A 25,267-nucleotide genomic window follows, 5' to 3' on the forward strand; every position below is an offset into this window, starting at 1 on the left:
GGGCTTCGTCGACGTGACCTCCGTCGACGGGCTTGCCGGGAGTATGCGCTCCGATGTCCGCGGGTGAACTGCAGGCCAGACGGCGCCGTCCGAGTCGCGCCGCAGTCGACGGACGTGTTTCACGTGAAACCCGGCTCCGCGTTGGACGGGATACCTAACGCCTCGTCCGTGTCTGCATGACTGAGTTCACGCCTTTGAACCGGAGTTGAGTCTCAGCCGCCCGCGAGGGTCGGGGCGCTGAGCCGCCTCTCGCCCAGCAGGAACGTAGCTGAGATCAGCCAGCCCGACTGGACACTTGCGGTATGCGGCGCTCGGCAACTGGTGCACGTCAGCGACCAGGCCGGTTCGCCTTCGCCACCCGTTGGCTGCTGCCGTCGCTCGTCACCGCAACATCCACTCGTGGAAGACACAGCGAGGCCCCTGTTTCACGTGAAACAGGGGCCTCGCGTCGCCGAGCGGCAGGCTACTTCAGCAGACCCGGATCCTGCGGAGCCATGACGGCGAGAATGCGGTTCAGGTCCTCCACCGAGGCGAACTCCACGGTCATGCGACCCTTCGACTTCCCCACCAAGACCTTCACCCGGGTCTCGAAGAGGTCCGACAGCCGGCCCGCCAGATCGTCGACGGCCGCGCTGCGCTGACCGGCTCGCGGCGTGCGGCGCTTCAGCTCGTCAGCCCCCTGGGTCAGGAGCGCGACGATCTCCTCCGTGGCGCGGACCGAGAGACCCTCAGAGACGATCCGCTGCGCGAGTTGTTCGATCTCCGCCCCGTCGGCGAGGCTGAGGAGTGCCCGGGCGTGGCCCGCGGAGAGGATCCCCGCGGCGACCCGACGCTGCACCAGCGGGGGCAGCTTGAGCAGACGGAGCGTGTTGGAGATCTGCGGGCGGCTCCGAGCGATGCGCGTCGCGAGCTCCTCGTGCGTGCAGCCGAAGTCATCGAGGAGCTGCCGGTACGCCGCAGCCTCTTCGAGCGGGTTGAGCTGCGCGCGGTGGAGGTTCTCGAGCAGGGCGTCGCGCAGCATGTCCGCGTCGTCGGTCTCGCGGATGATCGCCGGAACGGTCTCCAGACCCGCGAGCTGGGTCGCGCGCCAGCGGCGCTCGCCCATGATGAGCTCGTACTGGCCGCTTCCGGTCTTGTCTGGCCGGACCACGATCGGCTGCAGGACGCCGATCTCCTTGATCGAGTCGACGAGCTCGTCGAGCTCGCTCTCGTCGAAGACAGTGCGCGGCTGCCAAGTGTTCGGCCGGATCGCCCCGACCGGAAGCTCAGCAAAGGAGGCGCCGGGGACCGGGAGGAGATCATCGGCAGCCGTGAGCTCGTTGTCGACGTCGGTCGACTCGGGAGCCGTTTCACGTGAAACCGTCCCGATCCGCGCGAAGGCTGCGTCGACAACGGCGTCGGTCGCTCCCCTACTGGCCAACGCGTCGTGCGGCACCCGGACGGAGCCGATCTGCGTCACCGTCGCCAAGGGCGCCTCGACGGCGGCCAGCGACCCCGTCACGACGCTCAGATCGGCAGGGTCGCTGCCCCCGTCTCCTCGAGGACCAGAACGGAACCTGCCACCGCCTCGTCCAGCTCCTGGTCCGGCACTGGGTCCCCCGACCCGTCAGACGCCGTCGCCGGGCGAGCGACGCCGCTCGTGCGAATAGCGAGCCGTCCGCTCGACATGGCCGCATCCCAGGAGCCCGAGCGGCCGGTCGACGCCGCCGCCCTGCCCTCCGCGGGAGCTGCGAGAGGCGGAAGAACGCTAGCCGTTTGCTGGCCCTCCTCTGACTCGACGCGCGCGCCGGCAGGGAAGAAGACGTCGACCGGGCGGTCGCCCTCGGGACCCGACGGGATGAGGGCGCCAAGACCTCGTCCCAACCCTCGCTTCTTCTGAGCACTCATGCCCGCTCCTTCGTCTCGCTCACCAGAAGTCCCTCATCAGATGTCGCTGTCGCCGCGGTGCTCCGACTGCTTCCGCAGACGCCGTCGGGGCGGACTGTCGCGTCGTCGCGGCGTTCGACACGACCGCCGAGCGACGCGCGCGCGGCGCTTCTCGTTCCGTCCGCCATCACGAGGCTACGCGCGTTATCGCAGGTCAGCGCGTTGAACATAGCGCTCCGTGAGCTCTCGCGCGGCCTCCAGATAGGCCAGCGCGCCGGTCGACGTGGGGTCGTACGTCATCACCGTCTGCCCGTGGCTCGGTGCCTCGGAGATGCGGACGGAGCGCGGCACGGTCGTGCGCAGCGTCTGCTCCGGGAAGTGTGTGCGCACCTCTTCGGCGACCTGCTGGGCCAGGTTCGTCCGGCCGTCGTACATCGTCAGGAGGATGGTCGAGACCTGAAGATCAGGGTTGAGGTGTGCCCGGATGAGCTCGATGGTCTTGAGAAGCTGGCTCAGTCCCTCGAGCGCGTAGTACTCGCACTGGATCGGGATCAGCACCTCCCGTCCGACGACGAAGGCGTTGACGGTGAGCAGGCCGAGGCTCGGCGGGCAGTCGACGAGGACGTAGTCGATCCGCTCCTCGCCGTTCTGGACCCGCTCCTCCAGGTAGTGGTCCAGCGCGCGACGCAGCCGTGTTTCACGTGAAACAAGCGACACGAGCTCGATCTCCGCGCCCGACAGGTCGATCGTCGCCGGGACGCCCCAGAGCCCAGGAACGTCGGGGCAGGCCTGTACCGCCGAGGAGAGCGGCGCCCCCTCGACGAGCACCTCATAGATCGACTGCGTCCCCGCGCGGTGGTCGATCCCCAGCGCGGTCGACGCGTTCCCCTGCGGGTCGTTGTCGATGACGAGCACGTTGAGCCCCGCCTGCGCCAGGCCGGCAGCAAGGTTGACCGTCGTCGTCGTCTTGCCGACGCCGCCCTTCTGGTTGGCGACCGTCAGGATCCGCGTCCGATCCGGTCGCGGGAACCTGCGCCCGTGCAGGTCGATCCGTCGGCGCGCGTCGACCGCAAGCTGCGCGGCGAGCGGCGTGTCGTCGTCCGCCTCAGGGATGGTGTCCATCAGCGCCGCACGCTGGGTCTCCCGACCGGGTGCCAGCGACGCGACAGCGTGGTCCGAGCCGTCGGCGACGGCAAGCCCCGCGGCATCCGGCTCCGCAACGACGTCCGGCTCCGGCTCCGCCGGGAGGGAGACCATGCCCAGCGGCCGCGGGACGAACCCAGGCTCCGAGACGGGCGCAGCAGTCAAGCCCTCGTGCTGCCCGTCGTGCCGCGTCGTGCCGTTCCCGGAGACACTCCCCTGCCCCAAGCGTGACGCGTCGTCTCCGGTAGAGACAGGAGTGTCACTCGCAGGCTCAGGCGCGGACTCTACGACCACCGGTGCCGGCTCCGCGACAGACGCAGGGTGCGAGGTCACGCGATTCCACGGCCACCTGCGCTCCTCGGATCCCATGCTCTCCCGTCCCTCTCCTCGTTGGCAGTACGGGTTGCGGAGTCCGTTCGAGCACGTCAGGGGCGCATCCACGGGCCGCGCCACAACCTCGCGGACAGCCTACGGCCTGGCACCGTCACAACGGGCCGCCACACTCCGCTGTGGACGGAGTCCTGACGCGGCGTTGTTTCACGTGAAACGCGGCATCACCCGTGCCCGATGATGCACGGCGAACTCGACCCTCGTCGGCGCCGAGGAGATCCGACCACGACCGCGACGCGCCCTCTCAGGACGAGCCACGTGGAGGCGGTAGCCGCCACGGACGAAACCCCACGAAGCCCCGCGCATACGCGGCGGTCGTCGATCCACGCTCTGTTTCACGTGAAACACCGGACCATCGAAACGACGAAGGGCTCCTCCCTGAGGGGAGAAGCCCTTCGAAGACACGAAAGCTGCAGAGCGCTCAGCCGCGCCGCACCCGAAGGATGGTCGTGGGCTCGACGCCGTCGACGGTCGCGCCCAGCAGGATCTCGGGCTCGCCTGCCTTGAAGCTCCGCAACACCTTGCGCGCGGGCTCGATCTCCTGCGCGACGTTGCGACCCTTGAGGACCACCATCTCGCCGCCCTTGCGTACCAGGGGGAGGCTCATCCGAGCCAGCTTCGCCAGGTTCGCCACCGCGCGGGAGGTCACCACGTCGGCCTCGAACGCGCCGTGGTACTCCTCCGCACGGCCGCGACGCACGTCGACATTGCCCAGGCGGAACGTGTCGACGACCTCCTCGAGCCACGTGGTACGGCGCTCCATGGGCTCGATGAGCACCACCTGAAGCTCCGGGCGGAGCATGGCCACGACGATGCCGGGGAGCCCGGCGCCGGACCCGACGTCGACGAGCGTGCCGGTCTCAGGAAGGTACGGCACGACCGCGGCAGAGTTCAGCAGGTGCCGCTCCCAGAGTCGCGACACCTCGCGAGGGCCGATGAGCCCACGCAGCTCGCCCTGCTCGCGCAGCAGGTCGCCGAACCCTGCGACGCTGTCGTACGCGGAGCCGAGGTACTCGCGCACCTCCGGGCTCTCGCCCAGCGCGCGGTCCGCGGTGTCGTCGACGATCACCTCACCGAACTGCTCGCTCATCGCCCCGCCACCGTGTTCCACGTGAAACGACGTCACTCGGCGGCGGGCTGCACGACGACGTAGCGCTGCGGCTCGAGCCCGCGCGAGTCGCTGACCAGGCCCGCCGCGGCGACGACATCGTGCACGACCTTGCGCTCGAACGCGTTGAGCGGCTCCAGCTCGACCTCGGCCCCCGTCGACCTGACCTTCTCGACGGCCTGCGACGCGAGCTCCGTGAGCTCGGCGCGTCGCTGGGCGCGGAACCCGGCGACGTCGAGCATGAGACGGCTGCGCTCGCCCGTGCGCGCCTGGACGGCCAGACGCGTGAGGTCCTGGAGCGCCTCGAGCACCTCACCACCGTTGCCGACCAGGTGCTTGATCGACTCCTGGTCCTCGGCGACGATCTCGACCGCGGCGCGTCCGTGACGCACGTCGATGTCGATGTCACCGTCGAGGTCGGCGATGTCGAGCAGCTCCTCGAGGTAGTCGGCCGCGATCTCGCCCTCTTCCTCGAGCTGCGTCGTGCGCGGGTTCGCGTCCTGCGGGGTCGTGTTCGTCATCGCGCGTCAGCCCTTCTTCTTGCGGTTCTTGCGCTGCGGCTGCACGCGCTGGCCCGTCGGCCTCGCCTGCTCGGCCACGACCTCAGGCACGATGCCCTTGGCGGCGAGCTTGCGAGCCTTGCGCTCCTGGAGGCGACGCTCCGCCTCGGAGCCCGGCGCCGGCATGCGCTTGATCGTGTAGTACTGCTGGCCCATCGACCACAGGTTGGTGACGGTCCAGTAGATGAGCACGCCGACCGGGAAGTTCACGCCGGAGAAGGCGAAGACCAGGGGCAGGACGTACAGCATCATCTTCTGCGTGCCGGCCATCGGGCCCTCGAGGGCGGCCTTCGGCATGTTCTTCATCGTCAGCTGGCGCTGCGTGGTGAACGTGGTCACCGACATCGCGACGATCAGCACGATCACCACGACGCGGGCGGCGGTGTTGTCGGTGTGCAGGAAGACCTCGGAGAGGTGGGCACCGAACAGGCTGGACCGCTCGAAGTCGCTCGCGATCGCCTGGTCGATCGGGCCGATGTGCGTCATCGGCGCGGTGCCGTCCGCGATGCCCTTCAGGTGGGTCAGCACGCGGAACAGCGCGAAGAAGATCGGGGACTGGAGCAGGATCGGGAGGCAGGACGCGAACGGGTTCGTGCCGTGCTTCTTGTAGAGCTCCATGGTCTCGCGGGTCATCGCCTCGCGGGACGCCGGGTCCTGCTTGCCCTTGTACTTCTTCTGCACGGCCTGCAGCTCGGGCTGCATGATCTGCATGCCGCGCGAAGCCTTGATCTGCTTGACGAACAGCGGGATCATCGCCGCTCGCATGATCAGGGTCAGGGCGATGATGGCCAGCACCCAGGCGAAGCCGGGGCCGTCGCCGAAGCCGAGCCGGGCGAACACCCAGTGGGCTCCGTACATGACCCAGGCCACCACCCACATGATGGGACTGAGAATCGTGTCCATACCGGTCGTGTCTCCTTGTGGAAAAGTCTGTGGACCCGGAGGCGCGGCCGGGGAAGGTCAGTGCTGGTGCGCGTGCATCGCCGCGTCACCGTGGGCGCCTGGGGTGGCCGCGGCGTCGTCCGCACCGGTGACGGTGCGGCGCGAGCGCGGCCGGGCTGGCGGGACGTCGTCCACGCCGCCGAGGCTCCACGGGTTGCAGCGCAGGATGCGCCAGAGCGCCAGCCCAGTTCCCCGCAGGGCGCCGTGCGTGCGAATCGCCACGACGGCGTAGTGGGAGCAGGACGGGTAGTACTTGCAGGTCGGGCCCGTCATGGGGGAGATCACGACCTGGTAGACGCGGATCACCCCGACCAGCAGCGTGGCGGGGAGGTCGCGAAGGTTCTCGAGCCTCATGCCGGCCTCACCGAGGCGGCCCGCTGGACCGCCTTCTCGAGGGCGGCCTGCACGTCGCGGCCGAGCTCGGCGAACGTCGCCGTCGACGCCGCCGGGAGCGCACGGACGACGGCGCGCGTGTGGTCCGGGAACGCAACAGGGCTGTGGGCACCGAGCAGCGGGCGCACGATCTCACGGAGTCGGCGCTTCACGAGGTTTCGCTGCACAGAGTTACCCACAGCCTTGGAGACGACAAAACCGACCAGTGGCGTGGCGTCCCCCTCGTTGTCCACAAGGAGATGCACCACCACGGTCGATCGTCCTGCACGCACACCTCGACGCACCGTCAGCCCGAACTCGGCGGGACGACGCAGCCGGTGCGTCGAGGGGAGCACGTGTGATCAGGCGATCAGGCAGCCAGCTCGGAGCGGCCCTTGCGGCGGCGCGCAGCGAGGATGGCGCGGCCGGCACGCGTGCGCATACGCAGGCGGAAGCCGTGGGTCTTCGCGCGACGACGGTTGTTCGGCTGGAAGGTCCGCTTGCTCACGAGGTGCTCCTGGTTACGTCGGGTGAGGGCATGCCGCCCGACGGGGGTCGACGATGCTGGTCGTGGCCGGGTGCCCGGACCTGGTGTCCGGACGGAGGACCGACCGTGCCGATCCAGGTGCGGCTTCGGCGCGATGGCGCGCGAAAACACCCGGGTACGGCTGTCCAACGCTACGCGGGGGCACCCCTGGCGGTCAAACCGCGAGGTCTGCGGACGGGGAGACGCTCACCACATCCGCGCCGGCGCGGTCAGGTGAGTGATGTTCCACACCCGGATCCACAGATTCCACAGGGTGTGGAGAACTTTGTGGACAGACAGGATGTGAGGGGGCGCGCGGCGTGACACACTCCCAGTTCTCACCGCTCGTGCGCAAGTCGAGACTGCCGTGCGCAGCCGGGTGAGCCAAGTGGACGAAACCGACCGAAGGAGTGCCCGCGTGGCGGACGAGGACATCAGCCGGGTCTGGGCCCAGACGCTCGAGGTGCTCGAGGCACGTCCGGACATGACGGCGCGGCAGCTCGCGTTCGTCCGCCTGGCCAAGCCGATGGCGATCCTCAACGGGACCGCCTTCATCGCCGTCCCGCACGAGCAGACCCGCACCTACCTCGAGACGAGCGTCCGCGACCAGCTCATCTCCGCCCTCTCGTCCGTCATCGGCTACGACGTGCGGTTCGGCATCACGGTGGACCCGGAGATCAGCGCCGAGTCGCTCGCGGGGCCCGCGCAGGACTACACGGAGCCGGTCGACGACGACGTCGACACGCCGGCCCCGCCGCTCCCCCAGCCGACGCCGAAGCCGACGGCCGCCGAGCCGACCCGCCTCAACCCGCGCTACGTCTTCGAGACGTTCGTCATCGGCGCGTCCAACCGGTTCGCCCACGCCGCAGCCGTCGCCGTCGCCGAGGCACCCGCGAAGGCCTACAACCCGCTGTTCATCTACGGCGACTCCGGCCTGGGCAAGACGCACCTGCTGCACGCCATCGGGCACTACGCGCACAACCTCTACCCGCACGTGCGCGTGCGCTACGTGAACTCCGAGGAGTTCACGAACGACTTCATCAACAGCATCGGCGAGGGCAAGGCCGGCGCGTTCCAGCGCCGCTACCGCGACGTCGACGTCCTCCTCATCGACGACATCCAGTTCCTGCAGGGCAAGGAACAGACGATGGAGGAGTTCTTCCACACCTTCAACGCGCTCCACAACGCCAACAAGCAGGTCGTCATCACGTCCGACGTCCCGCCCAAACAGCTCAACGGGTTCGAGGACCGGCTGCGGTCCCGGTTCGAGTGGGGCCTGATCACCGACGTCCAGCCGCCGGACCTCGAGACCCGCATCGCGATCCTGCGGAAGAAGGCGGCGAGCGACAAGCTCGACGTCCCCCAGGACGTGCTGAGCTACATCGGCTCGCGCATCTCCACCAACATCCGCGAGCTCGAGGGCGCCCTGATCCGCGTGACGGCGTTCGCGAACCTCAACCGCCAGCAGGTGGACCTGCCGCTCGCCGAGATCGTGCTGCGCGACCTGATCATCGACGACGACCCGGCCGAGGTGACGCCGGCCGTCGTCATCGCGCAGACCGCCGCCTACTTCGGCCTGAGCATCGAGGACCTGTGCGGCAGCTCCCGCTCCCGCGTCCTTGTCACGGCGCGACAGATCGCGATGTACCTCTGCCGCGAGCTGACGGACCTGTCCCTGCCGAAGATCGGTCAGCAGTTCGGCGGCCGCGACCACACCACGGTCATGCACGCCAACAAGAAGATCGCCGGCCAGATGGCCGAGCGCCGGTCGACGTACAACCAGGTCACCGAGCTCACGAGCCGCATCCGGCAGCAGCACCGGGGATAGCGACCCCCGAAGGCCGTCGTCGTCAGGAACCAACGTCCGACGACGACGGCCTTCTGTCGTCAGGAGCCCGGTCCGGTCCGTACACATTCCACCCACAGGTGTGGACAACTGTGTGGACAGGTCGGCCTCGGCCGGCCATCCCTGCCATGCACAACTGTGCACAAGCCTGTGGACGGGTGTGGACGACAGGGCACCTAGTTGTGGACCGGTCGGGGCCCGCCGGTGGACGGCTGTGGGGGGACGACCACGCCGTCCACACCGTCCCCTAGGTCACCCACAGCCGGACCCCCAGGGCATCCACACCCAAGAATGTGTCCTGACCTGCGCAGACACGCGATTTCAACAAGTTCCACAACACCGATGACGATGACGTCTGACTCAGAAGAAGAAATCCACCGCGCCTTCATCAGGCCGACCGACCGCGCGTGCCGACCGCCTCGACCACCCTCGGCACGCCGTGGCATGACCTGCGCGGATCCCCGGCGAGACCACGTGATGCACACCCGGGCCACTCGGGTGCCGCCAGGGCTGTGACTCGCGTAGGGTTCGAGTAACCACAAGGAACGAGCGAGGGAGTGGGATGAAGTTCCGGGTCGACCGCGACGTCCTGGCAGATGCCGTCACCTGGACTGCACGCACCCTGCCCACCCGCCCACCGGCACCGGTGCTCGCCGGTGTCCGCATCGAGGCGGACGCGACGGGTGTCATCAGCCTCTCGAGCTTCGACTACGAGGTCTCGGCCCGCTCCGAGATCCCCGCCGAGGTCTCCGAGCCCGGCACGGTGCTCGTCTCGGGCCGACTGCTCGCCGACATCGCGCGGGCGCTCCCCCACAAGCCGGTGGACGTCGTGCTCGACGGCACCAAGGTGGTCGTGACGTGCGGCGCCTCGCGCTTCACGCTGCTCACGATGCCCGTCGAGGACTACCCGACGCTCCCGCAGATGCCCGAGCTGTCCGGCACCGTCTCCGGTGACGCGCTGACGCTCGCCGTCGCGCAGGTGTCCGTGGCCGCGAGCCGGGACGAGACGCTGCCGCTGCTCACGGGCGTGCGCATGGAGATCGAGGGCGAGCGCATCACGCTGCTCTCCACCGACCGCTACCGCCTCGCGCTGCGCGAGCTCACCTGGACCCCCGCCACGCCGGGCTTCTCCGCCGTCGCGCTCGTCAAGGCCAAGACGCTCACCGACGTCGCGAAGTCGCTCGGCGCGGGCGGCGGCTTCGTCAACATCGGCCTGTCCACCGGCGCGGGCCTGGACCTCATCGGCTTCGAGGCCGGCGGCCGCCACACGACGTCGCAGCTGGTCGACGGCGACTACCCCGCCGTCCGCCGCCTGTTCCCCGACTCGACGCCGATCCACGCCGTCGTCCCCACCCAGGCGCTCATCGACGCCGCCAAGCGCGTCTCGCTCGTCGCCGAGCGCAACACGCCGATCCGGCTCGCGTTCACCGAGGGCCAGGTCGTCCTCGACGCCGGTCAGGGCGACGACGCGCAGGCCTCCGAGGCGCTCGAGGCCGTGCTGGTGGGCGAGGACATCACCGTCGCGTTCAACCCGCAGTTCCTGCTCGACGGGCTCTCCGCGCTCGGCACCGACTTCACGCGGCTGTCGTTCACCCACCCGAACAAGCCCGTCGAGTTCACGGGCCAGGAGTCGCTGGACGGCGAGGACTCGTCCGACTACCGGTATCTCCTGGTCCCCATCCGCTTCGCCGGCTGACGCACGGCGGGCGGTCACGACGCTCGCCGCACGCGTCGACCGGTACCCGCCCGGAGCAGGGGCCCCGGAACAAGGGCACCGTCGGGCCGGTTCCACGAACCGTCCGCCATACGACGGACGTCACGACGTCACGCAAGGAGCACAAGCATGGTCAGCCACATCGGTCTGGTCGGTCTCGGGAAGATGGGCGCGAACATGCGAGCCCGTCTGCGCCAGGGCGGCATCGAGGTCACGGGCTACGACCCGCGGCCCGAGGTGACCGACGTCCCGACGCTCGCGGCGCTGGTGGAGGCGCTGCCCGCCGGCAAGCGCGTCGTCTGGGTCATGGTCCCCGCCGGGGAGCCGACGCGCGGCGTCCTCGCCGAGCTGAAGAAGGTGCTGACCACCGGCGACATCGTCATCGAGGGCGGCAACTCGCACTACGTCGAGGACCAGGAGCGGGCCGCCGAGCTCGCGGAGAACGGCATCGGCTACGTCGACGTCGGCGTCTCGGGCGGCGTGTGGGGCCTCGAGAACGGCTACGGCCTCATGGCGGGCGGCTCGGACGACGACATCGCGACGCTCATGCCGGTGTTCGACGCGCTGCGCCCCGAGGGCCCGCGCGAGGAGGGCTTCGTGCACGCCGGCCCCGTCGGCGCCGGGCACTTCGCCAAGATGGTGCACAACGGCATCGAGTACGGCCTCATGCAGGCGTACGCCGAGGGCTACGAGCTGCTCGCCGCGAAGGGCCTGATCACCGACGTCCACGGCACGTTCAAGGCGTGGCAGCGCGGCACGGTCGTGCGGTCCTGGCTGCTCGACCTCATGGTCCGCGCCCTCGAGGACGACCCGAAGCTCGCGAAGCTCGACGACTGGGTCGAGGACTCGGGCGAGGGCCGCTGGACGGTCGACGAGGCCATCGCGGCTGCCGTCCCGCTCCCCGTCATCTCGGCCGCCCTGTTCGCCCGCTTCGCCTCCCGTCAGGAGGCGTCGCCCGCGATGAAGGCGGTCGCGGCCCTGCGCCAGCAGTTCGGCGGCCACGCGGTCAAGGCCGCGGAGTGACCTCCCCGGTGGTGGAGCCTGTGGACACCACCACGGTGTCCACAGGCTCCACCACCGGATAGCAGGTTCCATGTACGTCTCCCACCTCTCGCTCCTCGACTTCCGCTCCTACGCGGCCGTCGACGTCGAGCTCGAGCCGGGGCCCACCGCGTTCGTGGGACGCAACGGCCAGGGAAAGACGAACCTCGTCGAGGCGATCGGCTACGTCGCCACCCTCGGCTCGCACCGCGTCGCCAACGACGCCCCCCTGGTCCGCGCCGGCGCGGAGCGCGCCGTCGTGCGGACCCGGATCGTGCGCGGCGACCGTGCGTCGACGGTCGAGCTCGAGATCACGCCCGGCCGCGCGAACCGGGCGCGGATCAACCGCGGTCAGCTCGGCCGGGCCCGCGACGTGCTCGGCATCCTGCGCACCGTCCTGTTCGCCCCGGAGGACCTGGCTCTCGTCAAGGGCGACCCCGACGGCCGCCGCAGGCTGCTCGACCAGCTCGTGGTCCAGCTCCTCCCCCGGGCTGCGGGTCTGCTGAGCGACTACGAGCGGGTGATCCGGCAGCGCTCCGCGCTGCTGAAGTCGCTCCGCGGCACGCGGGCCGCGGGCCGGACGGCCGACCTCACGACGCTCGAGGTCTGGGACGCCAAGGCCGCCCAGCTCGGGGCGCAGATCCTCGGTATGCGCCTCCAGGTCGTCCAGGCGCTCCGCCCGCACGTCGCAGCGGCGTACGCCCAGGTCAGCGACGCGGACGGGCACGCGGAGCTCGGCTACCGGTCGAGCCTCGACACGCTCGCGCCCGACGACGGAGGGTTCTCCTCCGGCCCGTCCGAGGCCGGTGGCGTGCTCCCCGAAGACCCGGCCGTCCCGCCGGCGTCGGCCGTCGAGCTCGAGAAGCTCCTGCTGGCCGGCATGGCGGCCGCGCGGAGCCAGGAGGTGGACCGCGGCGTGAGCCTCGTCGGCCCGCACCGCGACGACCTCGTGCTGACCCTGGGGGGTCTGCCTGCCAAGGGGTACGCGAGCCACGGCGAGTCGTGGTCCTACGCCCTGGCGCTGCGCCTCGCGTCCTACCACCTGCTCGGCGGGCACGCCCCGACGGTGGACGGCGACGCCGGCGAGCCCGTGCCCGACGTCGCGCCGCTGCCGGGACGGTTCTGGAACGAGGAGTTCGGTCCCGACGCCGACCCCGTCCTCATCCTCGACGACGTCTTCGCCGAGCTCGACGTCCGACGGCGGCAGCGCCTGGCCGAGCTCGTCGCCCCGGCCCGGCAGGTGCTCATCACGGCGGCCGTCCCCGACGACGTGCCGCCGGACCTCCTGGCGACGAGGTTCGAGGTCGCGACCGGGCAGGTGACCCGTGCGTCCTGACCGCGACCGCCCCGATCCGCAGCCTGTGGACAAGGCCGACGTCCCCCCGGCCGAGGTGGCGCGCGCCGCGCTCAACCGGGCGAAGGCCGCCGCGCGGGCGAGGGGCCTGCGCCCCGGGTCGCCCGCCCGGCGCTCCCCGCTCGCCGAGCCGCGCACCTCGGGTTCGGGTCCCTCGGCCCGCGACCCGCAGCTGCTGTCCGACGTCGTCGGGCGCCTGCTGCGCGACAAGGGGTGGCGCGAGGAGGTGTCGGTCGGCGGCGTCATCGGCCGCTGGCGCGACGTCGTGGGCGACGACATCGCCGAGCACTGCACGCCCGAGACCTTCGAGGACAAGGTGCTCGTCGTGCGCGCGAGCTCGACCGCGTGGGCCACGCAGGTCCGGCTGCTCGCGCCCACGCTCCTGCGGCGGCTCGCGGAGGAGATCGGCGACGGCGTCGTCGACGACGTCAAGGTGCTGGGCCCGGCGGGGCCGGGCTTCGGCCGTGGTCCCCGCTCGGTCCGCGGCGGCCGTGGTCCCCGCGACACCTGGGGCTGACGGAACCCACGGTCGCTCACGCGACGGCGGGCCGGGCACCTGCCGTCCACAGGCCTGTGGGCGACTGTCCGCAGGTGTGGAGAACTCTGTGGACACGGGGTGCTCCCGCCCAGGCCAAAGGCGCCGTGATCCCAGGTTTTTGGCCGCGAGAAGGTAGACTGGAAGGGTTGTCCCGGGGTTTCCCGGGCCCCTCCGGACCAGCTCCCCGCTCTTGCGCGACCCGCGCATCCCGGCTCGTGCTGCGCCTGGTGCGGCCCGCCCCGGGCAAGCGCGCACCGACACCGGTGCGGACGGACTGCGAGGAGCGAACCGGCCTGTGGCGAATCGGAACGACGGCGGATACGACGCCGGGAACATCACCGTCCTGGAAGGTCTCGAGGCCGTCCGCAAGCGCCCGGGCATGTACATCGGCTCCACCGGCGAGCGCGGCCTGCACCACCTCGTCTACGAGGTGGTCGACAACTCGGTCGACGAGGCCCTCGCCGGCTACGCCGACACCATCGACGTGACGCTCCTCGCCGACGGCGGCGTCCGCGTCGTCGACAACGGCCGCGGCATCCCCGTCGCCGTCCACCCCACCGAGGGCAAGCCCACGGTCGAGGTCGTCATGACGATCCTCCACGCGGGCGGCAAGTTCGGCGGCGGCGGGTACGCCGTCTCGGGCGGCCTCCACGGCGTCGGCATCTCCGTCGTCAACGCCCTGTCCACGCGCGTGGTCAGCGAGATCGCGCGCGACGGCTACCGCTGGCGCATGGAGTTCGGCGGCGGCGGCCACCCGGTCGGGGAGCTCCAGCGCCTCGAGCCCACCGAGGAGACCGGCACCACCCAGACCTTCTGGGCCGACCCGGCGATCTTCGAGACCACCGAGTTCGACTTCGAGACGCTGCGCGCCCGCTTCCAGCAGATGGCTTTCCTCAACAAGGGCCTGTCGATCACGCTCACCGACGAGCGCGCCCGCCACGTCGTCGTCGAGGACGAGATCGTCGGCGAGCCCGAGGCGCCCGACGCGGACGGCGTCGTCGTCGGCGACCACGACGACGACCCCCCCGTCCGCACCGTGACGTACCGGTACGACGGCGGCCTCACCGACTACGTGAAGCACCTCAACGCGGGCAAGCGCGTGGAGCTCATCCACCCGGAGGTCATCGACTTCGAGGCGGAGGACACCGAGCGCAAGATCTCGCTCGAGATCGCGATGCAGTGGACGAGCGCCTACAGCGAGTCCGTGCACACGTACGCGAACACCATCTCGACCACCGAGGGCGGCACGCACGAGGAGGGCTTCCGCGCGGCGATGACCACGCTGGTCAACAGCTACGCGCGCGACAAGGGCATCCTCAAGGAGAAGGAGGACAACCTCACGGGCGACGACATCCGCGAGGGCCTGACCGCCGTCATCTCCGTCAAGCTCGGCGAGCCGCAGTTCGAGGGCCAGACCAAGACGAAGCTCGGCAACACCGAGGCGAAGACGTTCGTGCAGCGCGTGGTGCGCGAGCAGCTCACCGACTGGTTCGACTCCCACCCGAACGAGGCGCGCGACGTCATCCGCAAGGCCATCCAGGCCTCGCAGGCCCGGCTCGCGGCCCGCAAGGCGCGCGAGGCGACCCGTCGCAAGGGCCTCCTGAGCAGCGGCGGCATGCCCGGCAAGCTCAAGGACTGCCAGTCGAACCGCCCCGAAGAGTGCGAGATCTACATCGTCGAGGGCGACTCCGCCGGCGGCTCCGCGGTGCGCGGACGCAACCCGCACAACCAGGCGATCCTGCCGATCCGAGGGAAGATCCTCAACGTCGAGCGCGCCCGTCTCGACAAGGCGCTGTCGAACCAGGAGGTCCAGAGCCTCATCACCGCGTTCGGCACCGGCATCGGCGAGGACTTCGACGCCTCCAAGCTGCGGTACCACAAGGTGATCCTCATGGCCGACGCCGACGTCGACGGCCAGCACATCGCCACGCTGCTGCTCACGCTGCTGTTCCGCTACATGCGCCCGCTCATCGAGCAGGGCCACGTGTACCTGGCCATGCCGCCGCTGTTCCGGCTCAAGTGGTCGAACGCCCCGCACGACTACGTGTACTCCGACAAGGAGCGCGACGCGTTCGTGCGCGAGGGCCTCGCCGCCGGCAAGCGGATGCCCAAGGACAAGGGCATCCAGCGGTACAAGGGTCTCGGCGAGATGGACTACCAGGAGCTCTGGGAGACCACCATGGACCCTGACCACCGCACCCTGCGGCAGGTCACCATGGACGACGCCGCCGCGGCCGACGAGGTGTTCTCCATGCTCATGGGCGAGGACGTCGAGTCCCGCCGCAGCTTCATCCAGCGCAACGCCAAGGACGTCCGGTTCCTCGACATCTGATCGATGTCGGAGAACAGGAAGGGACACACGAAGAGATGACGGACGAGACACCTGGCATGTCTGACATGACGCCGGACGACAACGCCCTGCCCCTGCGCGGCGACGCCGTGCACCACGGCCGTATCGAGCAGGTCGACCTCAACCTCGAGATGCAGCGCAGCTACCTCGACTACGCGATGAGCGTCATCGTGGGCCGCGCGCTCCCGGACATCCGCGACGGCCTCAAGCCCGTGCACCGCCGCGTCATCTATGCGATGTACGACGGCGGCTACCGCCCCGACCGCGGGTTCAGCAAGTGTGCCCGCGTCGTCGGCGACGTCATGGGCAAGTACCACCCGCACGGCGACTCGGCCATCTACGACACCCTGGTGCGCCTGGTGCAGGACTGGTCGCTGCGCTACCCGCTGGTGGCCGGCCAGGGCAACTTCGGCAGCCCCGGCAACGACCCCGCCGCCGCCCCCCGGTACACCGAGTGCCGCATGGCCCCCATCGCCATGGAGATGGTCCGGGACATCGACAAGAACACCGTCGACTTCCAGGACAACTACGACGGCGAGGAGCAGGAGCCCGTCGTCCTGCCGGCGCGGTTCCCGAACCTGCTGGTCAACGGCTCGGCGGGCATCGCCGTCGGCATGGCCACGAACATCCCGCCGCACAACCTGCGCGAGGTCGCCGAGGGCGCCCGCTGGCACCTGGCCCACCCGGAGGCGTCGCGCGAGGAGCTCCTCGCGGCGCTCATGCAGCGCATCAAGGGCCCGGACTTCCCCACGGGCGCGCAGATCCTCGGCACCAAGGGCATCGAGGAGGCGTACCGCACCGGCCGCGGCTCGATCACGATGCGCGCCGTGGTCAACGTCGAGGAGATCCAGAACCGGATCTGCCTCGTGGTCACCGAGCTGCCGTACCAGGTCAACCCCGACAACCTGTCGGCCAAGATCGCCGACCTCGTCAACGAGGGCCGCCTCCAGGGCATCGCGGACATCCGCGACGAGACCTCGGGCCGCACGGGCCAGCGCCTCGTCATCGTGCTCAAGCGCGACGCCGTCGCCAAGGTGGTGCTGAACAACCTCTACAAGCACACGCAGCTCCAGGACAACTTCGGCGCCAACATGCTCGCGCTCGTCGACGGCGTGCCGCGCACGCTGAGCCTCGACGCGTTCATCCGCCACTGGACGACGCACCAGATCGACGTCATCCGTCGTCGCACCGAGTACCTGCTTGCCGACGCCGAGAAGCGCATCCACATCCTGCGCGGCTACCTCAAGGCCCTCGACGTGCTCGACGAGGTCATCGCGCTCATCCGCCGCTCCCCCGACGTCGAGGAGGCGCGCGCCGGCCTGATCGCGCTGCTGGACGTCGACCTGGACCAGGCGAACGCGATCCTCAACCTGCAGCTACGCCGCCTCGCGGCCCTCGAGCGGCAGAAGATCATCGACGAGCACGACGAGATCGAGACGGAGATCGCCGACCTGCGCGACGTCCTGGCGAAGCCGGAGCGGCAGCGCGCCATCGTGGGCGAGGAGCTCGACGGCATCGTCGAGAAGTACGGCGACGAGCGCCGGACGCACATCCTCCCGTACGACGGCGACATGTCGATGGAGGACCTCATCCCTGAGGAGGAGGTCGTCGTCACGATCACGCGCGGCGGGTACGCCAAGCGGACCCGGTCGGACGCCTACCGCCAGCAGAAGCGCGGCGGCAAGGGCGTGCGCGGCACGCAGCTGCGCGAGGACGACATCGTCGACCACTTCTTCGTCACGACGACGCACCACTGGCTGCTGTTCTTCACGAACTTCGGCCGCGTGTACCGCGCCAAGGGCTACGAGCTGCCCGAGGGCGCGCGCGACTCGAAGGGCCAGCACGTCGCGAACATGCTGGCGTTCCAGCCGGGCGAGACCATCGCGCAGGTGCTCGACCTGCGCGACTACGACGCCGCCGAGTACCTCGTGCTCGCGACGCGTCGCGGCCTCGTGAAGAAGACCAGGCTGCAGGAGTACAACTCGCCGCGCTCGGCCGGCCTCATCGCCATCAACCTGCGCGAGGACGAGGACGGCAGCCCGGACGAGCTCATCGGCGCGATGCTGGTCGACTCGGACAACGACATCATCCTGGTGTCGCGCAAGGGCCAGTCGATCCGCTTCCCCGCGAACGACGAGAGCATCCGCGCGCTCGGGCGTGCGACGTCGGGCGTGACGGGCATGAAGTTCCGCGAGGGCGACGAGGTGCTCACCGCTGCCGTCGTGCGCGAGGACGCCTTCCTCTTCACGGTGACCGAGTCCGGCCTCGCCAAGCGCACGGAGCTGTCCGTGGACAACTACCGGCAGCAGGGCCGTGGCGGTCTCGGCATCCGCGTGGCGAACCTTCCGGAGGACCGGGGCGACCTGGTCGGCGCTCTCGTGGTAGACGAGGATGACGAGGTGCTGGTCATCATGGAGCGCGGCAAGATCGTGCGCTCCGCGGTGGCCGAGGTCCGGGCCACGGGCCGCACCACCCAGGGAGTCACGTTCGCCAAGCCCGACAAGGGTGATCGCATCATCGCCGTCGCGCGGAACGTCGAGCGACGTGACGACGACGAGTCGGCTAGCGTGGACGGAACGGTCCCCGGCCCCGAGGCCAGTGACGCCGAGGCCAGCGACGCCGCCGAGAAGTGAGGGAACGATGACGACGGAGAACGACACCAAGAAGAGCGCCCCGAGCTCGGTGCCGCCCGTGCCTCCGCCGCCCGCGGCCACCCCTCAGGACAGCGTCCCGCCTCCTCCCACCGAGGAGGCTGACGCCGGCGACGGCGTCCGCACCAGCGCGGTCAAGGCGGCTCGCGCCGCCCTCGCGGCCGCCCGCGACGCCGCCAAGCGCGTCCAGGCCGTCGCGACGGCGGACCCGGAGGACGGGCACGACGCACCGGCCGCTCCCCCGTCGGTGCCGCCCGCGGCGTCCGGCACCAAGCCGCCGACCGGGGCCACGCCCCGGCAGGACATGCACTACACGGCCGGGGGCGTGCGGTTCACGGTCGACGGCCGGCCGGTGCCCCCGCCGACGGCGGGTGGCCCCGGCGCGCCCGGCGGTCCGACGCAGCCCGCGCCGGCGCGTCCCGCGCAGCCCTCCGGTCTCGGCGGCCCGCGCCGCGTGCGGCTGACCGTCTCGCGGATCGACCCCTGGTCGGTCATGAAGCTCGCGTTCCTGCTCGCGGTGGCCATCGCGATCATGACGGTGGTCGCGGCCGCCGTGTTCTGGTTCGTCGTCGACGGGCTCGGCACGTTCGACAAGATCCAGCAGTTCATCAACCAGGTCGTCGGGCAGAACACGGCCGTCAACCTGGAGGACTTCGTGGCGTTCGACCGCGTGGTGTCGCTCGCGACGCTCGTGGCCATCGTGAACATCGTCCTGATGACCGCGATCGCGACGATCATGGCGATCCTGTACAACATCACCGCCGCGCTCGTGGGCGGCGTGCACGTGACCCTGACCGACGACTGACGCGCACCGACCGCACCGCGGCGCACGTCACGCTCCGCCGTTTTGGCGATGGGCGGTCGCTACGGTAACGTTTCGTGCTGCACGCGCCCCACGGGACGCGGGCGATGGGGCTATAGCTCAGGCGGTTAGAGCGCTTCGCTGATAACGAAGAGGTCCGAGGTTCAAGTCCTCGTAGCCCCACCAGCACGGCGTCCTGGCGAGCATCGCGAGGACGCCGTCGGTGCACATGGTGGGTTTCGCCCAGACGAGGGAGGCGTTCGATGAAGAAGCTGATCCTGCTCCTGCTCGCGGCTGCTGCCGGGTACGCGGTCTGGAAGAAGTACACCGAGGGCACGACCGAGCGTGACCTGTGGTCGGAGGTCACGGACACGCTCGACTGAGCGCGGGAGACCGCGCGCGGGGCCATGGCGCAATTGGTAGCGCACCTGCTTTGCAAGCAGGGGGTTAGGGGTTCGAGTCCCCTTGGCTCCACCGACGACGATGACCTGGGCCGAGACGTTCGGCCCAGGTCATCCGTCTTTCTCGCGGCGTCTGGCGGTCAGCCCGACTTGGCCGTCGCCCCGCGCAGGGCCAGCCAGCCGAGAACGCCACTCAGGACCGTCGGGACCAGCAGCAAGGGGTACGAGCCCGCGAAACCCAGCCGGCTCAGGAAGCCCGCGAAGTCGTGCCACCCGTGCCCGACGAGGAGCCACGCGAGCGCACCGAGGAGCAGCACGGTGAGTGTCGCGGAGAACGCGAGCACCCCCCAGGTGTGCCACCGGACGAACAGTGCCCCGGCCACCGTCCCGAGGAACGCGAAGAAGATCGCGAGCAGGAAGAAGTACCAGGCCCGGGCGACGGGTCCGTCGTCGCCGAAGTAGGTGACCGAGAACAGGTGACCGCCGAGCCCCCAGCCGTCGGTCGCGTCCTCGACCGCTCCGAGGACGCCGATGAGGACTGCCCAGCACGCCGACGTCAGCGTGAGCGCGGTGACCGTGCCCAGGTAGTAGTCACGGCGGGTCGCGCCCATTCCCAGGGCGAAGGCGAACGTCCGGTTCATCGCCTGGACCGCGACCATCAGCTGCCAGACGAGCACGAACGACGTGCCGCCGCTCCACAGCGTCCCCTCGGAGATGCCCGCGGCCGAGGCGCTCGTCGCGGAGCTGACGATCGCCCAGATCGCGGCGTTGACCGCGAAGATGAACCCGAAGATCATCAGCGGCTGCCAGACGAGCTGCATCCGGTTGACGAGGTGGAGCCGGACGACGGCCAGGACGCCGCCCTGGGAGACCCGCGGCACCGCCCGGGTGGTCGGCCGTTCCGTGGCGAGCGTGGTGGCGGTCATCGTGCGAGCTCCTTCGAGGCCGAGCCGGTGAGACGGACGACGAGCTGCTGCAGGGAGACAGGGCTGAGGTCGAGGCCCGCGCCCACGGCCGCCTCGCGGTCCGCCGCGGAGAGCCGGCCGACCGTCGCCGCGGCGAGCGAGCCGAGTCCCTCGCGGTGGAGCACCTCGCGGTCGCCCACGAAGGCGTCGACGGCGGAGCGTGGCCCCGCGACGCTCGTCGCCGAGCCGCGGAGCGTGTCGGCGTCCGCGTCCAGGACGAGCCGGCCGTCATCGACCATCAGGATGTGCTCGAGGAGGTCGCCCACCTCGTCGATCAGGTGCGTGGAGAGCACGACGGTGCGCGGGTGCTCCGCGATGTCCGCGAGGAGCCGGTCGTAGAAGAGCTGGCGCGCGACGGCGTCGAGCCCCAGGTACGGCTCGTCGAAGAACGTGAGCGGCGCCCGCGAGGCGAGGCCGACGATGACGCCGACGGCCGAGAGCTGCCCGCGCGAGAGCTTCTTGATGCGCCGGTCGACGGGGAGCCGGAAGTCCTCCACGAGCCGGGCCGCGAGCTCGGCGTCCCAGCCGGGGAAGAAGTAGGCCGACGTCGTGAGCACGTGCGACGGCCTGAAGTCGTCCGGGTAGCGCTGGCTCTCTCGGATGAAGCAGAGCTTCTCCAGGACGCTGCGGCGCTCGAACGGGTCGGCACCGAAGACCTCGATGCTGCCCTCGCTCGGGACGTCCTGCCCGGTGAGCATGGACATGATCGTCGTCTTGCCGGCGCCGTTGCGGCCCAGCAGGCCGTAGACCTTGCCTTCCTCGATGCGGAACGAGACGTCGTCGACGGCCGTGACCGTGCCGTAGCGCTTGGTGAGGCCCTGGACCTGCGCGACGGCGCTCATCGCACAGCCCCCAGGTCCGCGACGTCGATCATCCCGGCGAGGTCCCGGGGTGAGATCCCGAGCTTCGCCGCCTCGGCGACGATCGGGAGGATGTAGTCGGCTCGGAACCGCTCGCGACGTTCCGCGAGGATCTGGTCCTTGGCGCCGGGTGAGACGAACATGCCGATGCCCCTCTTCTTGTAGAGGATCCCGGAGTCGACGAGCAGGTTCACGCCCTTGCCGGCCGTGGCCGGGTTGATGCGCAGGAACGCGGCGAAGTCGTTCGTCGACGGGATCTGGGAGTCCTCGGGGAGCACGCCGGAGATGATGTCGTTCTCCACCTTCTCCGCGACCTGGAGAAAGATCGGACGGGCATCGTCCACGGCGTGCTCCTCGGGTTGCTGCTGTCGAGGCGGCGCCGCCTCATCGGTTCGTTACTTGACTAATGAACCATGGTGCTCGATGCGCGTCAACCCCTCTTGAGCGTGAAAGTGAAGTCGCTCGACCTCCGACCGGTCAGGCGGTGGGCCGACACGAGACTTCCGTCCGCGATCAGGCGTTCGACGCTGCCTCGCGTGAGGCCCAGACCCTCCGCGACGAGGCGGACCGGGCGGACGGGGACGCGGGCCGCGAAGCGGACCGAGACGTCGATGGCCCCCTCGTCCGGGTGCTCCCACCCCCCGGTCTCGAGGCGCCAGCCCTCTCCCCAGTCGAGGGTGAAGCGGTTGCGGTGCTGGACGGCCGGGTCCTGGAGCAGCGTCGCCGCGAGGGCGACGTCGTTCTCGTGGAACCGGTCGAGGAGGTCCGGGTCGACGTACCGGACGTTCACGCGCTCGAGGACGGTGATCTTGGTGGTCTCCTCGCACGTCGTGCACAGCGCGAGGAGCCAGACGTCGAGGATCTTGTGGTGGGCGTTGACACGGAACGCGCCGTCGGTCTGGAACCGGTCGGACGAGCAGACGTGGCAACGACGGACGATCGAGGGCAGGCAGGTGGGCACGACGACCCAGGTGGTATGCACAGGGGTACACCGATCTCAGTGAGAGGTCCGCAGCAGGAAGGAGCGCGGCGCAGCGCTGCGACGCGCGAGACTCAGCTCTCGGGGGTTCTCACAGGGTGTACAAGGGTCGGCTCTCGGCTCGGAGACCTGGTGGGCAGCACGCTAGGACGCGCGCGGCGCGCGGCTCCACGTGATTTCCACCGCCAGAAAGCAGGCGATCCGCCACGCTCCGGGGATGAGCGTGACGGATCGCAGCGTCCGGCCAGTCCTTCGTGCCGGCTAGTCCTTCGTGCCGGCGGCCGTCTCGTCAGGACCGGCCTCGTCGGCCTCGTCGGCAGCCTCGTCGGCCGCAGTCTCCTCGGCCTTCTTCGTCGTCGTGCGGGCTCGCGTCGTGGCCTTCTTCGTCGCCTCCGTCGCGCGCTCGACGACCTCCTCGACGCGGTCCGACAGGTCCTCGCGGACCTCGGCCGCCCGTTCCGCGAGGTCGTCGCGGACCTCGGCCGCCTTGTCGGCGAGCTTCTCGGTGGCCCCGCGGCCCATCGCGACGGCGGCCCCCGCGGCCTCGCCGACGGCCTCCGCCGCCTCGGCGGCGCGGTGCCGCGCCTCACGGGCCACGCCCTCGTAGTCGGGCGAGGACGACTGCTCCCACGGCTCGGCCCACGGGTCGTTCTGCGGCTGCGCGCGCCGCCAGAAGACGTACCCGGCGACCGCGGCCGCGCCGGCGACGAGCAGCCAGAAGAAGCCGCCCTTGCGCTTGCGCTTCGGCTCGACGGCGGCAGCCAGCACCGCCGCCGCCCCGTCCGTCGTGGCCGACGCCTTCGCCGCGGCGTCGTTGAACGCCGTCACGAGCCGCGGCAGGTAGTCGTCGACGATGCGGTCGTGCGCCACGTCGACAGCCGCTCCGGCCTTCTCGTGCGCGACGTCGACGAACGGCACGAACCTTTCGTGCGCGGTGTCGATGAGCGGCACCAGCTTGTCGTGCGCGGTGTCGATCAGAGGTGCGGCCTGGTCGGCGAGCCTCTCGACGCGCGGCGCGGCCGCCTGCACGGACTCGTGCCACGCCTTCTCGGCGCGCGGCTTGAGCCACGCGAGGAAGTCGCGTGCGTGGGGCTCGGCCCAGTCCTTCGCCTGGACCGCGGCATCCTTCGCCTGGACGGCAAGGACGCTCGCCTCCTTGGCCGCTCTGGACGAGGCGTCGGACAGCGTCGCGGCCGCGCGGGCAGCGGAGTCCTTGAGGGCCTCGGCGTCGATGGACTGGACCGTCTCCGTCACGCTCTTACGCACCATGACCCCACAATGCCACCGCCCAGGAACGGTCGCAGGAGGTGGGGCGCCGGACGGTCGCGTGCGAGGATTGCGGCATGTTCGCAACCCTGCACACGACGCTCGGCGACATCCGCATCGAGCTGCTGCCGAACCACGCGCCCAAGACGGTCCGCAACTTCGTCGGCCTCGCCACGGGCGAGCAGCCCTGGACCGACCCAAAGACGGGCGAGGAGAAGACGACCCCGCTCTACGACGGCGTCATCTTCCACCGGGTCATCGACAACTTCATGATCCAGGGCGGCGACCCGCTGGGCACCGGCACCGGCGGCCCGGGCTACACGTTCGACGACGAGATCCACCCCGAGCTCGGCTTCGGCGAGAAGTACCTGCTGGCGATGGCCAACGCGGGCAAGCGCCGCAACCCGGTGACGGGCGAGATCGGCGGCACCAACGGCTCGCAGTTCTTCATCACCACGACCGAGACGCCGTGGCTCAACGGCAAGCACACGATCTTCGGCAAGGTCGCGGACGACGCCTCCAAGGCCGTCGTGGACGCCATCGGCACCACACGCACGCGCCCGGGCGACCGCCCGGTCGAGGACGTCGTCATCAGCTCGATCACGATCGAGGACTGACCCTCGTCGTCGTCCTGCGCGGCGTCGCGGGCCCAGCAACGCGAGCTGGGTGCCGCGACGCCGGCAGGACGACGAGGCACACCGACCCCGCAGCACACCAGGAGCCGTCATCTCCACCGACCTGCCTGCCGACGTCCCCGTCTGCCCGCGCCACCCGGACCGCGTCTCGTACGTGCGCTGCCAGCGCTGCGGGCGGCCCGCCTGCCCGGAGTGCCAGCGGCCCGCTGCCGTCGGTATCCAGTGCGTGGACTGCGTGCGTCAGGCGTCCAAGGCGGCACGTCCGACGACGACGGCGGTCGGCGGGCGGGCGCGGCGCGGTCAGCCGACCGTCACGTACACGATCATCGGCATCTGCGTCGTCAGCTTCCTGCTCCAGATCGTCACGCAGGGCGCCTGGACGAGCCGGTTCCTCTTCGCCCCGGTCGTCGGCGTCGACCAGCCGTGGCGGTTCCTCACCGCGGCGTTCCTGCACTCGACGAGCTTCTACGGCCACATCCTGTTCAACATGTACGCCCTGTACATCACGGGCCAGTTCCTCGAGCCGGTGCTCGGGCGGGCGCGCTACATCGCGCTGTGCCTGCTGAGCGCCGTCGGGGCGTCCGTCGGCGTGCTGCTGCTGAGCAACCCCGTTCTCACGCCCGCCGGCTGGACGTGGGGCCCGGCCGTCGTCGGCGCCTCGGGCATGGTGTTCGGGCTCTTCGGCGCGATGGTGCCCGTGCTGCGACGGCTCCAGGGCAACGCGGCGCAGATCATCGGCCTGATCGCCATCAACGGCGTCATCGGCTTCCTGGTGCCGGGGATCTCCTGGCAGGCGCACCTGGGCGGGCTCGTCGTCGGGTTCGCCCTGGGCTACGGGTTCGCGCACGCACCGCGCGGCCGGCAGAAGCTCTACGGGTGGCTCCTGCCGACCGCGGTCGGGGTGCTGCTGGTGGCGGCGGCCCTGGCGAAGTACGCCGGCGCCGGCTGGCTCTAGGAG

General features: G+C 70.3%; 24 protein-coding genes and 2 tRNA genes. 13 read left to right on the forward strand and 13 right to left on the reverse strand.

Annotation, left to right across the window (positions count from 1 at the left end; all coding sequences use genetic code 11):
* Positions 1-463 precede the first annotated feature (463 nt).
* The 8 genes from ET471_RS05260 to rpmH all read right to left on the reverse strand — a co-directional run bounded on the left by ET471_RS05260 (position 464) and on the right by rpmH (position 6,889).
* Positions 464-1,501 (reverse strand): ParB/RepB/Spo0J family partition protein, encoded by a 1,038-nt coding sequence (locus tag ET471_RS05260; RefSeq protein WP_425356570.1) that lies wholly within the window; start codon positions 1,499-1,501, stop codon positions 464-466.
* Between the two features lie 569 nt (positions 1,502-2,070).
* The gene (locus ET471_RS05270) at positions 2,071-3,123 is read right to left on the reverse strand and encodes a ParA family protein (RefSeq protein ID WP_425356571.1); all 1,053 of its coding nucleotides are present in this window, start codon (positions 3,121-3,123) and stop codon (positions 2,071-2,073) included.
* A gap of 697 nt (positions 3,124-3,820) precedes the next feature.
* The gene (gene rsmG, locus ET471_RS05275) at positions 3,821-4,489 is read right to left on the reverse strand and encodes a 16S rRNA (guanine(527)-N(7))-methyltransferase RsmG (protein WP_129186926.1); all 669 of its coding nucleotides are present in this window, start codon (positions 4,487-4,489) and stop codon (positions 3,821-3,823) included.
* A 32-nt stretch (positions 4,490-4,521) separates the two neighbouring features.
* A complete protein-coding gene (locus ET471_RS05280; protein ID WP_129186927.1) occupies positions 4,522-5,028 on the reverse strand; it encodes a Jag family protein in 507 nt (168 codons plus the stop codon).
* 6 nt (positions 5,029-5,034) lie between these two features.
* Complete coding sequence (gene yidC, locus ET471_RS05285) at positions 5,035-5,970, reverse strand: membrane protein insertase YidC (protein WP_129186928.1); 936 nt, start codon at positions 5,968-5,970, stop codon at positions 5,035-5,037.
* Positions 5,971-6,027: 57 nt separating this feature from the next.
* Positions 6,028-6,363, reverse strand: a complete 336-nt coding sequence (gene yidD, locus ET471_RS05290; protein ID WP_129186929.1) for a membrane protein insertion efficiency factor YidD — start codon at positions 6,361-6,363, stop codon at positions 6,028-6,030.
* The gene (rnpA, locus tag ET471_RS05295; protein ID WP_129186930.1) at positions 6,360-6,737 is read right to left on the reverse strand and encodes a ribonuclease P protein component; all 378 of its coding nucleotides are present in this window, start codon (positions 6,735-6,737) and stop codon (positions 6,360-6,362) included. The genes yidD and rnpA overlap by 4 nt, the downstream gene beginning before the upstream one ends.
* Positions 6,738-6,751: 14 nt before the next feature.
* Entirely contained in the window at positions 6,752-6,889 is a 138-nt protein-coding gene (gene rpmH, locus ET471_RS05300) for a 50S ribosomal protein L34 (RefSeq protein ID WP_129186931.1), read from the reverse strand.
* A 436-nt stretch (positions 6,890-7,325) separates the two neighbouring features.
* Here rpmH and dnaA point away from each other — a divergent pair, with 436 nt between their 5' ends.
* The 11 genes from dnaA (at position 7,326) to ET471_RS05350 (ending at position 19,677) form a co-directional block, all read left to right on the forward strand.
* On the forward strand, positions 7,326-8,735 hold the full coding sequence (gene dnaA / locus ET471_RS05305; RefSeq protein ID WP_129186932.1) for a chromosomal replication initiator protein DnaA: 1,410 nt from the start codon (positions 7,326-7,328) through the stop codon (positions 8,733-8,735).
* Positions 8,736-9,315: 580 nt separating this feature from the next.
* Positions 9,316-10,449: a DNA polymerase III subunit beta gene (dnaN, locus tag ET471_RS05310; RefSeq protein ID WP_129186933.1), complete on the forward strand. Its 1,134-nt coding sequence runs from the start codon at positions 9,316-9,318 to the stop codon at positions 10,447-10,449.
* Between the two features lie 147 nt (positions 10,450-10,596).
* Positions 10,597-11,490, forward strand: a complete 894-nt coding sequence (gnd, locus tag ET471_RS05315) for a phosphogluconate dehydrogenase (NAD(+)-dependent, decarboxylating) (protein ID WP_129186934.1) — start codon at positions 10,597-10,599, stop codon at positions 11,488-11,490.
* A gap of 70 nt (positions 11,491-11,560) precedes the next feature.
* Complete coding sequence (recF, locus tag ET471_RS05320; protein WP_129186935.1) at positions 11,561-12,844, forward strand: DNA replication/repair protein RecF; 1,284 nt, start codon at positions 11,561-11,563, stop codon at positions 12,842-12,844.
* 25 nt (positions 12,845-12,869) lie between these two features.
* The gene (locus tag ET471_RS05325) at positions 12,870-13,379 is read left to right on the forward strand and encodes a DciA family protein (RefSeq protein WP_129186936.1); all 510 of its coding nucleotides are present in this window, start codon (positions 12,870-12,872) and stop codon (positions 13,377-13,379) included.
* Positions 13,380-13,695: 316 nt separating this feature from the next.
* A complete protein-coding gene (gene gyrB / locus ET471_RS05330) occupies positions 13,696-15,732 on the forward strand; it encodes a DNA topoisomerase (ATP-hydrolyzing) subunit B (RefSeq protein WP_129186937.1) in 2,037 nt (678 codons plus the stop codon).
* A 35-nt stretch (positions 15,733-15,767) separates the two neighbouring features.
* Complete coding sequence (gyrA, locus tag ET471_RS05335; protein WP_129186938.1) at positions 15,768-18,383, forward strand: DNA gyrase subunit A; 2,616 nt, start codon at positions 15,768-15,770, stop codon at positions 18,381-18,383.
* 7 nt (positions 18,384-18,390) lie between these two features.
* Positions 18,391-19,206, forward strand: a complete 816-nt coding sequence (locus tag ET471_RS18180) for a DUF3566 domain-containing protein (protein WP_207207334.1) — start codon at positions 18,391-18,393, stop codon at positions 19,204-19,206.
* A gap of 106 nt (positions 19,207-19,312) precedes the next feature.
* Positions 19,313-19,389: transfer RNA gene (locus ET471_RS05345), tRNA-Ile, on the forward strand.
* Positions 19,390-19,466: 77 nt separating this feature from the next.
* Positions 19,467-19,586 carry a DLW-39 family protein gene (locus ET471_RS18415; protein ID WP_242496430.1) on the forward strand — a complete coding sequence of 40 codons (120 nt, stop codon included), beginning with the start codon at positions 19,467-19,469 and terminating at the stop codon, positions 19,584-19,586.
* 18 nt (positions 19,587-19,604) lie between these two features.
* Positions 19,605-19,677: transfer RNA gene (locus ET471_RS05350), tRNA-Ala, on the forward strand.
* 67 nt (positions 19,678-19,744) lie between these two features.
* Here ET471_RS05350 and ET471_RS05355 read toward each other — a convergent pair.
* The 5 genes from ET471_RS05355 to ET471_RS05375 all read right to left on the reverse strand — a co-directional run bounded on the left by ET471_RS05355 (position 19,745) and on the right by ET471_RS05375 (position 23,677).
* Entirely contained in the window at positions 19,745-20,530 is a 786-nt protein-coding gene (locus tag ET471_RS05355) for a hypothetical protein (protein ID WP_129186939.1), read from the reverse strand.
* Positions 20,527-21,411, reverse strand: coding sequence for an ABC transporter ATP-binding protein (locus ET471_RS05360; protein ID WP_129186940.1), 885 nt, complete (start codon positions 21,409-21,411; stop codon positions 20,527-20,529). Before ET471_RS05360 ends, ET471_RS05355 begins: the two co-directional genes overlap by 4 nt.
* Entirely contained in the window at positions 21,408-21,773 is a 366-nt protein-coding gene (locus ET471_RS05365) for a GntR family transcriptional regulator (protein WP_129186941.1), read from the reverse strand. The genes ET471_RS05360 and ET471_RS05365 overlap by 4 nt, the downstream gene beginning before the upstream one ends.
* An 86-nt stretch (positions 21,774-21,859) precedes the next feature.
* Entirely contained in the window at positions 21,860-22,411 is a 552-nt protein-coding gene (locus ET471_RS05370) for a DUF1062 domain-containing protein (RefSeq protein ID WP_129186942.1), read from the reverse strand.
* A gap of 258 nt (positions 22,412-22,669) precedes the next feature.
* The gene (locus ET471_RS05375) at positions 22,670-23,677 is read right to left on the reverse strand and encodes a hypothetical protein (RefSeq protein ID WP_207207335.1); all 1,008 of its coding nucleotides are present in this window, start codon (positions 23,675-23,677) and stop codon (positions 22,670-22,672) included.
* A gap of 74 nt (positions 23,678-23,751) precedes the next feature.
* Between ET471_RS05375 and ET471_RS05380 the strand changes: the two genes are divergently transcribed.
* Both ET471_RS05380 and ET471_RS05385 read left to right on the forward strand, forming a co-directional pair.
* On the forward strand, positions 23,752-24,291 hold the full coding sequence (locus tag ET471_RS05380; protein ID WP_129186943.1) for a peptidylprolyl isomerase: 540 nt from the start codon (positions 23,752-23,754) through the stop codon (positions 24,289-24,291).
* 253 nt (positions 24,292-24,544) lie between these two features.
* Positions 24,545-25,264 (forward strand): rhomboid family intramembrane serine protease, encoded by a 720-nt coding sequence (locus tag ET471_RS05385; protein WP_342586078.1) that lies wholly within the window; start codon positions 24,545-24,547, stop codon positions 25,262-25,264.
* Positions 25,265-25,267 lie beyond the last annotated feature (3 nt).

Source organism: Xylanimonas protaetiae (genome assembly GCF_004135385.1).
GTDB classification, from domain to species: Bacteria; Actinomycetota; Actinomycetes; order Actinomycetales; family Cellulomonadaceae; genus Xylanimonas; species Xylanimonas protaetiae.